Source organism: Rummeliibacillus sp. BSL5, assembly GCF_052928305.1.
In genome coordinates this window covers 84495-100315 of the sequence record NZ_JAVGCV010000001.1, presented here as the reverse complement: position 1 = coordinate 100315, position 15821 = coordinate 84495, and the positions used below count along the sequence as shown (strand labels likewise).

17 protein-coding genes are annotated in these 15821 nt (G+C 38.3%); 3 read left to right on the top strand and 14 right to left on the bottom strand.

Annotation, left to right across the window (positions count from 1 at the left end; all coding sequences use genetic code 11):
• Positions 1 to 2 precede the first annotated feature (2 nt).
• Entirely contained in the window at positions 3 to 938 is a 936-nt protein-coding gene (locus tag RCJ93_RS00530) for a DHH family phosphoesterase (RefSeq protein ID WP_251647171.1), read from the bottom strand.
• Positions 939 to 1116: 178 nt separating this feature from the next.
• Between RCJ93_RS00530 and RCJ93_RS00525 the strand changes: the two genes are divergently transcribed.
• On the top strand, positions 1117 to 1434 hold the full coding sequence (locus RCJ93_RS00525) for a YtpI family protein (protein WP_223823560.1): 318 nt from the start codon (positions 1117 to 1119) through the stop codon (positions 1432 to 1434).
• Between the two features lie 87 nt (positions 1435 to 1521).
• Here RCJ93_RS00525 and RCJ93_RS00520 read toward each other — a convergent pair whose 3' ends face one another.
• Both RCJ93_RS00520 and RCJ93_RS00515 read right to left on the bottom strand, forming a co-directional pair.
• Complete coding sequence (locus tag RCJ93_RS00520; protein WP_066788858.1) at positions 1522 to 2832, bottom strand: DRTGG domain-containing protein; 1311 nt, start codon at positions 2830 to 2832, stop codon at positions 1522 to 1524.
• A 65-nt stretch (positions 2833 to 2897) separates the two neighbouring features.
• Positions 2898 to 3578: a metal-dependent hydrolase gene (locus RCJ93_RS00515; protein ID WP_446738117.1), complete on the bottom strand. Its 681-nt coding sequence runs from the start codon at positions 3576 to 3578 to the stop codon at positions 2898 to 2900.
• A gap of 148 nt (positions 3579 to 3726) precedes the next feature.
• Here RCJ93_RS00515 and RCJ93_RS00510 point away from each other — a divergent pair, with 148 nt between their 5' ends.
• Positions 3727 to 4824 carry a M24 family metallopeptidase gene (locus RCJ93_RS00510; protein ID WP_446738116.1) on the top strand — a complete coding sequence of 366 codons (1098 nt, stop codon included), beginning with the start codon at positions 3727 to 3729 and terminating at the stop codon, positions 4822 to 4824.
• 109 nt (positions 4825 to 4933) lie between these two features.
• Here the strand turns inward: RCJ93_RS00510 and ald are convergent, their stop codons facing one another.
• A complete protein-coding gene (gene ald / locus RCJ93_RS00505; protein ID WP_066788867.1) occupies positions 4934 to 6046 on the bottom strand; it encodes an alanine dehydrogenase in 1113 nt (370 codons plus the stop codon).
• 231 nt (positions 6047 to 6277) lie between these two features.
• On the opposite strand from ald, the gene RCJ93_RS00500 reads away from it, so the two are divergent.
• Positions 6278 to 6736, top strand: coding sequence for a universal stress protein (locus RCJ93_RS00500; RefSeq protein WP_066788870.1), 459 nt, complete (start codon positions 6278 to 6280; stop codon positions 6734 to 6736).
• A gap of 50 nt (positions 6737 to 6786) precedes the next feature.
• Here RCJ93_RS00500 and RCJ93_RS00495 read toward each other — a convergent pair whose 3' ends face one another.
• The 10 genes from RCJ93_RS00495 to RCJ93_RS00450 all read right to left on the bottom strand — a co-directional run bounded on the left by RCJ93_RS00495 (position 6787) and on the right by RCJ93_RS00450 (position 15762).
• Positions 6787 to 7722: a class I SAM-dependent methyltransferase gene (locus RCJ93_RS00495; RefSeq protein ID WP_150284811.1), complete on the bottom strand. Its 936-nt coding sequence runs from the start codon at positions 7720 to 7722 to the stop codon at positions 6787 to 6789.
• Positions 7723 to 7785: 63 nt separating this feature from the next.
• Positions 7786 to 8292: a thiol peroxidase gene (gene tpx, locus RCJ93_RS00490; RefSeq protein ID WP_147196000.1), complete on the bottom strand. Its 507-nt coding sequence runs from the start codon at positions 8290 to 8292 to the stop codon at positions 7786 to 7788.
• 220 nt (positions 8293 to 8512) lie between these two features.
• Complete coding sequence (locus RCJ93_RS00485) at positions 8513 to 9049, bottom strand: RDD family protein (protein ID WP_251647177.1); 537 nt, start codon at positions 9047 to 9049, stop codon at positions 8513 to 8515.
• A gap of 13 nt (positions 9050 to 9062) precedes the next feature.
• Entirely contained in the window at positions 9063 to 10073 is a 1011-nt protein-coding gene (sppA, locus tag RCJ93_RS00480) for a signal peptide peptidase SppA (RefSeq protein WP_249774592.1), read from the bottom strand.
• Positions 10074 to 10139: 66 nt separating this feature from the next.
• The gene (rarD, locus tag RCJ93_RS00475) at positions 10140 to 11051 is read right to left on the bottom strand and encodes an EamA family transporter RarD (protein ID WP_249774593.1); all 912 of its coding nucleotides are present in this window, start codon (positions 11049 to 11051) and stop codon (positions 10140 to 10142) included.
• 70 nt (positions 11052 to 11121) lie between these two features.
• Positions 11122 to 12702: an acyl-CoA synthetase MbcS gene (mbcS, locus tag RCJ93_RS00470; RefSeq protein WP_251647181.1), complete on the bottom strand. Its 1581-nt coding sequence runs from the start codon at positions 12700 to 12702 to the stop codon at positions 11122 to 11124.
• A 118-nt stretch (positions 12703 to 12820) separates the two neighbouring features.
• Positions 12821 to 13033, bottom strand: coding sequence for an alpha/beta-type small acid-soluble spore protein (locus RCJ93_RS00465; protein ID WP_251647183.1), 213 nt, complete (start codon positions 13031 to 13033; stop codon positions 12821 to 12823).
• Positions 13034 to 13132: 99 nt separating this feature from the next.
• The gene (locus tag RCJ93_RS00460; RefSeq protein WP_066788894.1) at positions 13133 to 13339 is read right to left on the bottom strand and encodes an alpha/beta-type small acid-soluble spore protein; all 207 of its coding nucleotides are present in this window, start codon (positions 13337 to 13339) and stop codon (positions 13133 to 13135) included.
• A gap of 79 nt (positions 13340 to 13418) precedes the next feature.
• Entirely contained in the window at positions 13419 to 14621 is a 1203-nt protein-coding gene (thiI, locus tag RCJ93_RS00455) for a tRNA uracil 4-sulfurtransferase ThiI (RefSeq protein WP_150284816.1), read from the bottom strand.
• A 4-nt stretch (positions 14622 to 14625) separates the two neighbouring features.
• On the bottom strand, positions 14626 to 15762 hold the full coding sequence (locus RCJ93_RS00450; RefSeq protein WP_251647184.1) for a cysteine desulfurase family protein: 1137 nt from the start codon (positions 15760 to 15762) through the stop codon (positions 14626 to 14628).
• Positions 15763 to 15821: the final 59 nt, after the last annotated feature.

The following is a 15821-nucleotide window of genomic DNA, read 5'->3' as shown; positions in this document are numbered from 1 at the left end:
CCTTAATGGCAAAGTGTTTTTAGTTGTTGAATCACTTCGTCAGCCTCTGACCACTGATAGATTGTGGCACCAGATGCCATAGGATGACCTCCACCACGGTATTTTTTAGCCAATTCATTGATGATAGGACCCTTAGAACGTAATCGAACACGTATCTGGCTATCTTCCTCTACAAACATGGCCCATGCTTTAATTCCTTTAATATCGCCAAGCGTGCTCACTAATGCTGAAGTGTCGCTTGCGCTCACGCCATATTCTTCTAGTAGCTGTTTTGACAATTTTATATAAGCCGCGCCTGTTTCATCCATTGCGAAATTTTGATAAATATACCCTTGTAGTTGTAACAGATTAGGATCCAATTCATACATACTATTAAAAAGCTCAGTCCGATCAAAACCATAGGAGATGAGGTCACCCACTACTTTGAAGGTAGTTTCTGTTGTACTTGGATAAATAAAACGTCCGGTGTCCCCCACGATACCTGCGAATAATAACCTGGCACCGTTTTGGTCCATCTTCCAGCCGGCTGTTTCGCTACCTTCCTTATACAATTCATAAATCATTTCACTCGCTGAACTAGCAGCAGTGTTCACCCATAGTAAGTCGCCATATTGATCATCATTGGGATGGTGGTCTATCTTTATTAAAAAGTCACCGGTATGATAACGTTGATCATCAACTCGTTCCGTGTTGGCTGTATCTGTGCAAATGACTAAAGCTTTGTTATAGGCCTCATCCGATACTTCATCCGGCAAACCTAAGTAACTAAAGACATGGTCGTGCTCTCCTACCGCGTAGATTGTTTTCTCTGGATAAGTTGCTTGTAAAATAGCTTTTAACCCTAACTGTGAGCCGTATGCATCTGCATCTGGACGAACATGTCGGTGAATTATAATCGTGTCGTACTCAGCAATTGTATCGATAATCTCTTTTTTCATATTTTTTATCTCCTTTAAACGATAAATGAAGCTCCAATAGTTGAATTGTGCTTTCTTCGCTAATCTATTAATTATCTGTCTGCACATTTAATTACAAACTCCCGTCTCCTACTTTCTACTATCTTTTTCTACACAATATCAGTAGAATAAAGATAGCTTTGCATTTAGGAGGAACACGATGAGTAATATAGTAAATATTATTTTAGCATTATTAGTCGTGATAACGGTTGTATTTTACCTATATTTCAAAACAAAACAATTCCGAACAAACTTACCGATTCGCAAAAAGTGGTATGCAGGCCGTGCAGGTGTATCGCTTGGAGTATTGTTAGTCTTGTTTGGCATAAACCAAATCATCCTTTATCATACAGTACTTACATATGTGATTTGCGCTATTTTGATTGTATTTGGCTTCTTTGTTTTCATAAGCTACAGCAAACGAGTACGTCATTATGGTCAATATATCGCTGAAGAAGAAAAATTGAACAAAAAGTGATGCACAGCTGTGCATCACTTTTTTCACTTCTTTAACCGATTACGTCTATACGGTTTGCTTTATTTTCACCCACATGGGGATTATCCCTTATCGCTCAAGCAATTGGAAAGTAGCTAAAGCCTTGCCGACAAGCAAGTCTTCACTATAAACCTCAAAGTCCATCTTAGCGAATTTGCGGCTCATGTCTAAAATTCGTGGCTTTACTGTAATAGTTGACTCGATTTGGATCGGTTTAATGAAGTAAATCGAGATATTCTCCATTACACTTTCACCACGTTTTACTTTTTTAAGTGCGAAGGAACCCGATTCGACGATTAATGTAGTAAAAGCTCCGTATGAAATCGCGCCAAATTGATTGGTCATTTGAGGGGTCACGTTAAATTTGATCACCATCTCGTCGTTTGACACGTCCATCTCCATTTCCTTCTTCACCAAATCATCAATCGTCTCTCCGTGCTGTGGTTGCCTTTGTGCCATTTGCAGTGCTTTCAAGACATCCTGTCTGCTTACAACCCCCTGCAAAATGCCATGTTCATCTGCTACAGGAAGCAAATCAATCCCTTCCCAAATCATCTGATGGCCAGCTGTTGCTACACTCGTTTTTAATGATACTGTAATTGGATTTCGGGTCATTAATCGATCGATATGATCACTTTCATGTTTACCAATCAAATCACGTGATGTTACAATACCTACAATTTTGCCATGCTTATCAATTACAGGGAATCCGCCATGAGTAGTTTCAGCATTCAATAAGTTATATTCTCTTACTGTATCTGTTGTCTTCAAGTAGGATGTTCTTTTTAACGGAATCACGATATCCTCAATTAATAAAATTTCTTTCTTGATTAACTGGTCATAAATGGCTCGGTTAATCATCGCTGCAACTGTAAATGTGTCATAGCTTGTTGAAATGAGTGGAAGCTCAAGCTGGTCTGCCAGTTTTTTCACTTCTTCAGTGGTATCAAAACCACCTGTAATGAGGACAGCAGCTCCTTCTTTTAGAGCCATCTCATGCGTACGCGCCCGGTTGCCGACGATAAGCAAGCTCCCCGCTTCTGTATAGCGCATCATATCTTCCAGTTTCATGGCGCCAATCACAAACTTCGTAAGGGTTTTATGCAAACCGTTAATGCCGCCTAATACTTGTCCATCCACAATATTGACAATCTCAGCAAATGTAAGCCGCTCAATATTTTCTTTTTTCTTTTTCTCAATCCTGATGGTGCCCACACGTTCAATCGTACTGACAAGACGCCTTGACTCAGCTTCTTTAATCGCGCGATAGGCAGTACCCTCGCTAACAGACATTTCTTTTGCGATTTGGCGGACTGAAATTTTATCGCCCACTGGCAATGATTCAATATATTGGAGTATTTTTTCATGTTTTGTAGCCAAAAAATCACCTATTTCTTAACGGTCTCTTGGCTTAAGTGTACCATATTTACTTCAAACTGTTATAGTTACAATTCAAATTGATCGCCGGCATTCATAATTCTTACAGAACCATTGCCTACCATGTTAGAAAAAGCCTGTGGATCCTGTTCAATTACAGGGAAAGTATTGTAATGAATAGGCACAACCTCTTTTGGATTTAAAAATTCGACAGCTTTTGCAGCATCTTCAGGCCCCATTGTGAAATTATCTCCAATCGGTAAAAAGGCTATATCAATCGGATGCATCTCTCCGATTAATTTCATATCACTGAATAAAGCTGTATCACCTGCATGGTAAATTGTCTTTCCTTCGATAAATAAAAGGAGCCCGGCAGGCATACCTGTATAAATAATTTGCTTGTCCTCTGTTACATAAGATGAGCCATGGAATGCTTGAGTAAGCTTGACCTTACCAAAATCAAATTGACGTGCTCCGCCAATATGCATTGGATGTGTTTCTAATCCTTGCCATGACAGATAATCTGCTAATTCATTCGGAGCTACCACAAGTGCATTGGATTTTTTAGCAATTTCAACTGTATCTCCTACATGGTCATTATGTCCATGAGTCAGTAAAATGACATCCGGATTTTGATCATCTACATTTAAATCGGTTTGGCTATTTCCAGTGATAAAAGGATCAATTAAAATAGTATGGTTGATGGTTTGAATTTTAACAATCGAATGTCCATGGAATGAAATTTTCATAAAGTAATCTTCCTTTCAAAAGTTTCTCATAGTTGTATTCTCGCTTGGTACTTCATTTCCCTCTTTTTATGATAGACTGTATAGGGAGAGTATTTATACTCAATAAATAACACTCAAAGTCTCTAGTCTCTAAAGGGAGGATTTTTTTATGAATAAAGTGCAGCTGATTCAACAATACTTACAAGAAAAAAATATTGACGCGGCATTCATTACTACGCCAGACAATGTCTTTTACCTATCAGGTTTCCGTAGTGACCCACATGAACGCTTGTTGGGTATCATGATTTTTAAAGAAGCAGAACCATTTATGATTTGCCCTAAAATGGAAGTGCCTGATGCAAAAGCTGCTGGGTGGGCGTTTGAAGCTGTAGGCCATGAGGATACAGAAAACGCATGGGAAATCTTCCACCATACTACTAATACCCGAAACGTCCCATTACACACACTTGCAATTGAAAAATCACACTTAACAGTAGAACGTTTAGAAGCTCTTCAACATTTCTTTAACGACACAAAATATGTTGGTCTAGATGAGCAACTAAACCAAATGCGCCTCATTAAATCTAAGGACGAATTGGAAAAATTGCGTGAAGCAGCAAAATTAGCGGATTATGCGATTGAAGTTGGTTGCAATGAAATAGCTGAAGGCAAAACTGAAATCGAAATACTATCTGCCATTGAAGCAGCAATGAAGGCAAAAGGCGTTTATATGTCATTTGACACAATGGTTCTGACAGGATTAAACGCAGCTTCTCCGCACGGAACACCAGGAACGCAAAAAATCCAAAAAGGCGATCTTGTGCTTTTTGATTTAGGCGTTGTTTACGAAGGCTATTGTTCAGATATTACGAGAACGGTTGCATTCGGCGAAATCTCAGATGCTCAAAAAGAAGTTTATGAAACAGTGAAAAAAGCAAATGAGGCAGCTATCGAACTGGTTAAACCAGGTGTACTCGCTAAAGAACTTGACCATGCATCACGTAAAGTAATTGAAGATGCTGGGTTCGGCGAGTATTTTACACACCGTCTAGGACATGGTCTTGGCATTTCAGTGCATGAATTCCCTTCTGTGCATGGCGCGAATGAAATGGCGATGCAAGAAGGTATGGTCTTTACCATTGAACCAGGAATTTATAAAAATGACACGGCTGGCGTACGCATTGAAGATGATGTATATGTAACAGAGAACGGCGTAGAAGTGCTTACAAGCTTCCCGAAAGAATTGCAAATCATTCAACCAAAATAATGTTTACTATGAAAAAGGATGAACACAACTCATCCTTCTTTTTTGTGTAAATCTCATGAAACTCGAAAAAAGGCAAACCTGTAAGTTGGTTTGCCTTTAATCTATCTACTTATAATAATGAATCAACAGATACATATGGATAGTTTAATGCTTCTGCTACTGCCTCAAATGTTACATTTCCATCAAGAGTATTAACCCCTTTTTTCAACGCTTCATTTGTAAGACATGCGCGGCTATAGCCTTTGTTTGCAATTTCAAGTGCAAATGGCACTGTGTTGTTTGTTAGGGCCATAGTTGAAGTACGTGGAACTGCACCAGGCATATTCGCAACTGCGTAGTGTACAACGCCATGCTTGATGTAAGTTGGCTCATCATGTGTTGTGATACGGTCAGAAGTTTCAAAAATACCGCCTTGGTCAATTGCAATATCCACAACAACAGAACCAGGAGACATTGATTTAATCATCTCTTCTGTTACCAGTTTAGGAGCTTTTGCACCAGGAATTAGTACAGCGCCAATAACTAAATCAGAATTTTTTACAGACTCTGCAATGTTGTACGGATTTGACATTAATGTTTGTACATCTGTGCCAAATTGATCATCTAACTGGCGAAGACGTTCAGGGCTTAGATCAATAACTGTTACTTCTGCACCCATGCCGATAGCGATTTTCGCTGCATTTGCTCCAGCCATACCGCCACCAATAATTGTTACTTTACCGCGAGTAACCCCTGGTACACCGCCAAGTAAAATGCCTTTGCCGCCTTCTTGTTTTTCTAAATATTGCGCCCCAATTTGTGTTGCCATACGTCCAGCTACTTCGCTCATCGGCGATAATAGCGGTAAACTGCGATTTGGTAATTGAACTGTTTCATAAGCAATCGCAACCACTTTATTATCTAGTAATGCTTGAGTCAATTCTGGCTCAGGAGCTAAATGTAGGTAAGTAAAGAGAATTTGTCCTTCATAGAAATAACCGAATTCAGAAGAGATCGGTTCTTTTACTTTCATCACCATTTCTTGTTTCCATGCTTCAGCAGCAGTCTCTACAATATGAGCACCTGCAGCTTTGTAGTCTTCGTCTGTAAAGCCAGAGCCTAGACCCGCATTCGTTTCAATAAAAACTTCGTGACCATGCATTGTTAAATTCACAACACCTGCTGGCGTCATTGCTACACGGTTTTCGTTGTTTTTAATTTCCTTTGGAACACCGATTTTCATACCCCATCCTCCTAAATATAAAAAAGTGATCATTGTTTGTTATGTATTTGAATGTTCACATAATAACATGTCTATTGTAACAAATATTCTTCTATTTTTGTCAATAATTTTGAATATTAATAATAGCGGCTCGTTCACTACTTTTTATAATCTTCTTAAATATGTAAAAAAGTGAACGTAAATTGATGGGAAATGGTGGTATACTAGATTTATAAAAAGGAGGAATCGAATATGGCATTAGATTATAAAAACATTATTGTGGCAGTAGATGGTTCAAAAGAAGCGGAGTATGCATTCAAAAAGGCCGTTGCAGTAGCTAATCGTAATGAGTCTTCACTTTATTTAGTCAATATTATTGATACACGTTCATTTGCAGCCATTGAAGCATATGACCGTTCCATTCAAGAACGCGCGCAAGGATTCGCGGATGAGCTATTAGCTGGCTACAAGAAAGAAGCAGAAGCTGCTGGCATAAAAAATGTCAATATCTTAATCGAATACGGTTCACCTAAAACAATTATTACTAGAGATGTATCTAAAAAAGTAAATGCAGATTTAATTATTTGCGGTGCTACAGGGCTCAATACAGTTGAACGATTTTTAATCGGTAGTGTATCTGAAAGCATTGTACGATCTGCAAAATGTGATGTGCTTGTGGTACGCACAGATTCAGTAGAAGAAAGCAAATAATAAAAAGCCTGCAGAGCATTTAGTTGCTCTGCAGGCTTTTATCTTTTTGATTATGCTTTGTTTTCTTTTTTCCATTTGCGCACTTTAGCGAAGAACAGCTCTAATGCTTGCATGTTTTTCATATTTGGCACTTTTGCAAGCAACACTTCTTTGACGGCTTTTCCGCCATCCATTTTCTTTTGCAAAACAAATAAACTTTTTGCATGTGCTTTACTTGAGAACAAAGTATCCGGCAGTTGGACAACTGCCTGTATCCAAGCAGTTTTAGCAATCATCTTATTTAAAAGCTGTGATTGCTCTGATTCGAATAGATGATCAGGCACCAAGAAGAATAAATATCCGCCATCTTTTGTATATCTCAACGATTGCTCAATGAACAAATGATGGGCATATGTCATTCCTTCATCAGCTTTTACATCATATTGCTTAGCTATTTCTTCGTTTGGATAATAGCCTACTGGCAAATCACAAATAACAGCATCTACTGGATCAATCATCAAGTTTTCAAGAGCATCTTGTAGATATAACGACAATGGCTGCCCCTCTAACTCTGCAGATGATGCCGCAATTTGAATTAAAAGCTCATCAATTTCAATACCGAATCCCTCAATCTTGTCACCTAAGAGATTCATAACCGTCATCAGCAAATTCGCTGTGCCGATCGCTGGATCAAGCATTGTAATTTGGTGATCTTCTTTGATTTCTTTCTCGAAAAACTGTTCCACAAAGTAACCTACCAAAAGGCCAAGCGAATCAGGCGTCATCTGATGATTCGGTTGAGAGCTTTGTCTCATTCCTTTAAGAATCGCCAACTGGATAGCTTTACGAATTTCTTCTTTTGTTGGTTCAACTTCAGGCTTTATTTCAGCATCTAGCCATCTGTTTAACGTTATTAATAAACCGTCTAGATAGGTTGATTGATCTGATTCTGCATGTTTTTCTGTTTCTTTATCTATAAATGAAAAAAGGACTTCAATAGTTTCCATAATGCTCTCCTTCAAAACGGAAACCCACTCGACGATAGAGTGGGTCCCCAGCTAGAAATTTACTTATTTGCTAAGTGATTTGATAGCATCAATTGCATGGTCGTAATCAGGATGGTCTGTTCCTTCAGGCACATATTCTACATATGCCACTTTTCCATCTTGGTCAACAACGAAAATAGAACGTGCTAGCAAACGCAACTCTTGCATATGTACGCCATATGCATCACCAAATGACAAATCGCGATGATCTGATAAAGTATAAATATTTTCTATACCGTTTGCACCGCACCAACGTTTTTGTGCAAAAGGAAGGTCACAAGAAATTGTTAGAACCACAACGTCTTCACCTAAGCCTGTTGCCTCTTCATTGAAACGTCTAGTTTGAGCATCGCAAACACCTGTATCTAATGATGGAACCACACTGATTAAAACTTTCTTGCCTGCGAAGTCTGATAAATGTTTTTCTTGCATGTCAGTAGATAATGCAGTGAACTCAGGTGCCTTGTCACCAACTTTAATTTCTGGACCTACTAATGTTACGGGATTATTTTTAAATGTTACTTGTACCATTTCAACGCCTCCTTGACTTAATATTACTTGAATCTTTTAGCTTGTTGCAACTAGGAAGACTCTTATCATGAAACTTGACTCAGTATGTTTTCTATTACACGCACTGAGATTAAGAACGCTCACGATTTACATACTATTATCCCCAAACCCAAAAATTCTTTGATTCTCAATTTTTGAGTATGGGGAATCTATCTTATTAACACAAATTCAGTCACGGTAATTAAACTGTATGCGCACTCTGCTCTATTGCAATCGTTTTTTCTACCTTTTCATAGCTTTTCTCATGAATGACAGCAGTATCTGCAATATAATCATGGACAGCTTTATGCTTCGGTGTAAATGCGGCCACAAAATATAAAATTAAAATCTTTACAGATATAAAGCGCCCTATCCATTCTCTAAAAAGTATAGTACCCCATGTTAATGGGATTCCTTTGTCACTTACTACCTTAATACCGAAAACCATCTTTCCGAGTGTTTGAGCTCGCCACTTCGTCATTAAAACAAAATAACCATAAAACAGAATGGCTGCAGCAAATTTGTAGGGAGATAGATAAAGAATTCGTGCATCATCCCAACCCATCAAATCAAAAAGTGGGCCGATAGTTAAGGCTGTAAACGAACTGATCACGACCAAATCAATCAAATAAGCCCAAAAACGAGTCCAAAAACCTGCTGCCTTTAAATGGTACTCTGGTACTTTCTTTATTTCGAGTGGGCTTAAACTTGTTGCAGATTCATTTAGTGTCTCTGACATTTCAACGCCCCCTTTATTCTTCACCGTATAAGTACATCATTCTTGGCGCGCTGCTAGTAGACAACATTTTGCTAATTGCTTCTTTTTCAGCAGAAGGCATAAGTTTACTACTTAACTTCGCAGAGAAAATGGATCCCCAACCTTCGTCAGTACTATATTCAAATACCTCTGCTCCTTGAAGTTTGTTATCTTTCATCAGCGCTTTTAATGCATCCTCACTATAACCTAAACGATCCACTAAACCTGCTTTCACCGCTTGAGAACCATTCATAATGCGTCCATCAGCAATAGATCTAACTTCTTTTTCAGACATGCCGCGTCCATCTGCTACTACTTTAACAAAACGTCCGTAAGAATCATTCACCATGTTTTGAAGCAATTTCTTTTCTGCAGGTGTCATTTCACGCGAACCGTTCATTATATCTTTATACGGACCTGTCTTAATTGTGTTAAATTCAATCCCTAATTTTTTCGCTAATTTACTATAATCCATCCCTTGCATAATGACACCAATGGAACCAGTTAATGTTTCTTCATCAGCATAAATAACATCTGCTGGTGCAGAGATGTAGTAACCGCCTGAAGCGGCCATTGAACCCATTGAAACATAAATAGGAATGTTTCTTTCTTTTTTTATTTCCTTTATTTTGTCATAAATTTGTTTAGATTCATTCGTACCTCCACCAGGCGAATTTACTTTAAGCAACACACCTTTAACACTCTTATTCTTTTTGATATCTTCTAGCTGATCCATAAAATATTGGTGATTATATGTTTCACTACTGAAAATAGAAGTGCTCTCACCAGTGTCTTGTATCGTTCCATTCACAGTAAGGACTGCAATTTGCTTCGATGGATTTCCATTTTTTAACACATTATAATCATATGTACTATCTAGATCAGCAACAGATTCTAACCCTTTTTTGAAGTCCATTTTAGCAAATGATAAAGCAATACTTACAAAGGCAGACATAGCAAATAGTGCGATTGCTATGCCAAGCGCCACCCATCTTTTTACTGTCATTTATGACCCTCCTTTTCACCCTGCATTATAAACATACGAGACAAACCGTTAAATGTTTCATCATTTTCATGACTTGTGTGAAAGTCTGTATGTTTTTCTCATTTCCAAGATGGTCGAAATCGAAAAGATAATTAAGGCTAACCAAATAAATGAGAATGAAATTAATTCTGTGTGGCCAAATGATTCATGATAAAGAAATACGCCTAGAATTAACGTCATGGTTGGTGCAATATATTGTATAAAGCCCACTAAATATAAAGGGATATTTTGTGCCCCTACTGCGAATAAAACAAGCGGTAGAGCCGTTACAATACCTGTTCCTATTAAAAACACATTTGTTTTCATATCGACATGAAGAAACGACATATTTCCCTGGAAATAAAGATAGAAATAATAGATAATCGCTACTGGGAAGATAAACATTGTTTCAATGACAAGCCCTCTTGTTGCATCCAAAGCGATTTGCTTTTTCAATAATCCATAAAACCCAAAACTTAAAGCTAAACCAATGGATATCCATGGAATCTGCCCATAAGATGAAATTAAAATAATAACGCCAATAGCCGCCATTAGTAGCGCTAGCACCTGTGCTTTCGTCATTCGTTCTTTCAAGAAAATAATGCCAAGCAAAATAGAAAAAATCGGATTCATATAATAACCTAAGCTTGTCTGGATAATATGATCATGATTTACTGCCCATATGTAAATAAACCAGTTTGCCGATACTAAATAAGCTGCCAAGCACAAACTCCAAAATGCTTTTTGATTTTGCCATAATTCCCGAAAATCTTTAACTAATACTTTACCTTGCTTAATCAGCAGGACAAAAATAAGTGTAAGAATAAATGACCAAATCACACGGCTAGCCAATATTTCACCACTTGTAACATGCTGAATCACTTTCCAATAAAGAGGAAATAGTCCCCACAATATATACGCAAAGACTGATGCAACTATCCCCTTTTTTTCATTTTCCATCCTACTCGCCTCCTTTTGGCTTCTAGCCATAATTAAAAGACTACCAATAATAAGTAGTCTTTTCAATAACTTAAGAATGCAGTTTTCTATTCTCGTGTTCTCGTAACTCTATTCGTCTTATTTTTCCGGATGTCGTTTTAGGAAGTTCCTCAACAAATTGTATCTTACGCGGATATTTATAAGGTGCTGTCAGTTCCTTTGCATGATTTTGAAGCTCTTTCACTAATTCGTCTGAAGCTTTTGAGTGATCCTTCAATACAACAAATGCCTTTACTATGCTGCCGCGTACCTCGTCAGGACTCGCAACTACTGCGCATTCCTGAACTAACGGATGCTTTACGAGAGCATCTTCCACTTCAAATGGACCAATTGTATACCCTGAACTAATAATGATGTCATCGTTCCTACCTTCAAAGAAAAAGTATCCGTCTTCATCTTTTCTAGCACGATCTCCTGTAACATAGTAATCTCCTCTGAACTGTCTTGTCGTTCTTTCTGGATCATTCAAATATTCTTTAAACAATGCTGGAGTTGATCGATGGACAGCTATATCGCCCACTACACCAGCTGGACATGGAATACCTTCATCATCAATCACTTCTACAAGATTGCCCGGTGTAGGTTTGCCCATAGAACCTGGTTTAAATGGTTCATCCTTCAAATTGCCAATCAATAATGTATTTTCGGTTTGTCCGTAGCCATCCCTTACATCTAAATCGAAATGTTTTCTAAAGAGATTAATCACTTCTTGATTCAGCGGTTCGCCGGCGGAAACTGCGCTTCGCAATGTCGTTAAATCATATGCATCAAGATTGTCTACCTTTGCCATCAGCCTATATTCAGTAGGTGTACAGCACAATACTTGAACCTTGTATTTTTCGAGAAGTGATAAATATTTTTCCGGCTGGAAGCGGCCATTATAAACAAAACCAGTTGCTCCGCTTCCCAGTACTGACAGGAATGGACTCCAAATCCACTTTTGCCAGCCAGGGCTTGCTGTTGCCCATACTAAATCTCCCTCTTGAATACCAAGCCAATGTGCAGCTGCTGTTTTTAAATGGGCATATGCCCATCCATGCGTATGCACTACACCCTTTGGATTACCCGTTGTACCACTGGTGTAAGAAAGAAATGCCATATCGCTGCTTTTCGTATCAGCCATTTCATACACATCTGACGCTTGCTCTGTTTCTTGAATCAGTTCAATCCATGGTGCAGGGGCTTGGCCAATCACATACTGTTGGACGTCCTGAAGATTCTCTACCTGTTCAAATTGTTCTATAAAAGGTTCATAAGCAATAACAGCTTTGGCTCCGCTATGTGCTAGACGATAGTCAATCTCTTTCGCCCTTAACATTTCAGAACTTGGTATCACAACAAGACCTGCTTTTAATGCTGCGATATATGTAATATAAGCGTCAATTAAACGCGGTACCATAATAAGAACAACATCGCCTTTTTGCAAACCATGGCTCGCAAATACGTTTGCCATTTGATTTGCCTTCTGGATTAATGCCTTATATGTGATGGTATCTGTACTTCCATGCTCGTTTTCAAAGCGTAAAGCCGTTTTCGTAGGTTCCGCTGCATATTTCTCTATTTCTTTGACCAAATTATATACTTCAGGTGCAATTAATTCCTCTCGTTTCATTGAAAATCACTCTCCTTTGTTGAAATATTATATAGAATTTTCAGAATACTGTCCAATTTTAGCCATAAAAAAAGCCAAGGAAGAAATACTTCTTCCTCAGCTTTTTCTCTATATTCAATTATTTGTTTTGGGAAAAACCGTTCATTTGTTGTTCAGCCATCGCAACTAAACGCTTAGTAATTTCTCCGCCAACGGATCCGTTAGCACGCGCTGATGCTTCTGCCCCAAGGTTTACACCGAATTCTTGTGCGATTTCGTATTTCATTTGGTCGATCGCTTGGCGAGCACCGCGTACTTCTAATTGTCTTGAACCTGAATTGTTGTTTGACATGTTGTTAACCTCCCTTTTTTGAAGTGAATAAACTTATAATAAAGCTTATTTCAAATCCTATCCTTTGTGAAAATTGGGTATGCTAAGGTATGACCCAACTTATTTTTGTAAACCGTTCATTTGTTGTTCAGCCATTGCTACTAAGCGTTTAGTAATCTCTCCGCCTACTGAACCGTTTGCACGAGAAGATGCTTCTGCACCAAGGTTTACACCGAACTCTTGTGCGATTTCATATTTCATTTGGTCAATCGCTTGACGAGCGCCGCGTACTTCTAATTGTCTTGAACCTGAGTTGTTGTTTGACATGTTGTTCACCTCCTTGTGCATATAGAATGTCTCAGAAGCGAAAAAACATACAAGGTATTTTAAAAAAAATTAAAACCTCTTACAACAACTCAGAAAAATCATCACTTTTTGTTTTAGGGAATGAGTGAATTTCACGGTTTTTCACAGCACGTTGAATCATTTCTTCGAAATCAGTAAAGCTTTCGTAGTAATTCATTTTTTCAACTCTCGGCTTTGTTTTTGGATTAGCTGGCGTAAATACTGTACAGCAATCTTCATAAGGTCGAATTGAAATATCGTACGTACCGATTTTTTGGGCTACATCGATGATTTCTAACTTATCAAATGTTATTAATGGACGCAAAATAGGTGTTGTCGTTACATCATTGATGGCAGCTAAACTTTCTAGTGTTTGGCTAGCAACTTGTCCTAAATTTTCGCCTGTAACAAGCGCTTTTGCATCTATTTCTTTTCGTACCTCGTCCGCAATTTTCATCATCATTCGGCGTGTAGAAGTCATTGTGACGTTTTCAGGTACACTATTTTGAATAGTTTGTTGGGTTTCAGTAAAAGGTATAATATGCAGGCGAATATTACCGCCAAAACGGCTAATCTTATCGCATAGTTCTTTCACTTTAGTTAATGATTGATCACTTGTAAATGGCGGACTGAAAAAATGGATGGCTTCAATTCGAACGCCACGTTTCATCATATAATAAGCTGCAACAGGGCTGTCAATTCCACCAGAAAGAAGTAGTAGCGCCTTTCCGTTCGAGCCAATAGGCAAACCACCTGCACCTGCAATAACATCTACCATCATGTAAACAGCTTTTTCACGTACCTCTACTCGCAGTTCAATATCTGGTTTTTTCATTTGAACGGTCATGCCTGGCAATGTTCCTAATACATGACTGCCTATTGTTTGTTGCAATTCATACGTATCTAGAGGAAAGTTTTTGAATGAACGTTTTGCATTTACCTTGAATGTTTTTCCTTCGTAGTCCAACCCTTGTACGATTTCAACAGCTAATTCCTTCATAGCTTCAACTGTTGGTTCACATTCTGCTACAGGGCTAAAGGAGTGAATCCCAAAGATATGAGGCAGACGGTTCAGAATTTCCTCCATCTCAGTGTCTACCTCACTGCTCAAATACATACGATCTCTTTCAGAACGGATACGCATATTAGGAATATCTGCAAACGTATACCGCAAATTTTCTTTAAGACGATTAATAAATAATTTTCTGTTTTTGCCTTTTGTTGTGATTTCTCCGTATCTTATTAATATTTCATGCCATTTCATCTATTTAAAACTCCTTTACTTGCATCATTACTTTTTTAAACGCAATTTTAAATGCTTGTATATCTTTTTCAGTAATACCTTCACCAAGGCTTATCCGAATTACTCCTTTTTCATAAGAAGGATCAATTTCTATGGCCTTAACTACATGACTGATGCTATGATCCTTAGAAGAACATGCACTTGATGTAGAAATAATAAACCCTTCATGCTGCATAGCATTGACTAATATTTCGCCTCGAAGCCCTTGTACAGCACAGCTTATTATATGTGGTGCACCATTGTTAGAGGATAGAGTGCGAACATACGGAAACTGTTGTAAAAAGGCATGCAAATCATCACGCCATTGGCTAAATTGTTCTTCATGTGCTGGTTGTGTTTCATGCGCCATTCTTACAGCTTTTGCTAAAGCGACAGCCTGTGGTACCGCCACCGTACCGCTTCTCAATCCCATTTCTTGCCCGCCGCCATGAATTATTGTTTCGATATTTACTTGTTTGCGAAGAGCTAGGAAACCAGTGCCCTTCAAACCATTAATTTTGTGGCCAGAAACAGTAAGAGCATCTGGTCCTTCTTCCCCAGCAAAATGAACAGGAATTTTCCCGAAACTCTGCACAGCATCCATATGGAAAAAGGCACGGCTGTTTTCATGCACAATACGAGCAATTTCTGAAATAGGTTGAAGCGCTCCTATTTCATTATTTACATGCATGATGCTGACTATAACCGTATCTTTTGTTAATTTCTTTTTTAAGTCTTCTATTGAAATAACACCGTATTCATTTACTTGAACTTTTTCTACTGTATAACCTTCTTTTTCAAGCGCTTTGGCACTTTCTTCAACAGACGCGTGTTCGATAGCAGAAATTAGTATCTTTGTGCCACGGTGTTTATTAGCTCTTGCTAATCCTTTGATGGCAAAATTGTTCGATTCAGTTCCACCAGAGGTAAAAATAATTTGTTCAGGTTCTGTTTTTATAATAGCCGCTATTTGTTCTCTTGCTCTCGACAAAAGCGTGTTTGTTTCAACACCCATTTGGTGTAGAGAAGCTGGATTTGCATAATAACGTTCGTTGGCTTGGACAAATGTTTCTAAAACGGATTTATTCGGTTTTGTTGTCGCACTATGGTCTAAATAAATCATTATTGGTACCTTCCTTCCAAAAGAAAACCACCTGCACAAAAACCTGTGCGGTGGCTTAA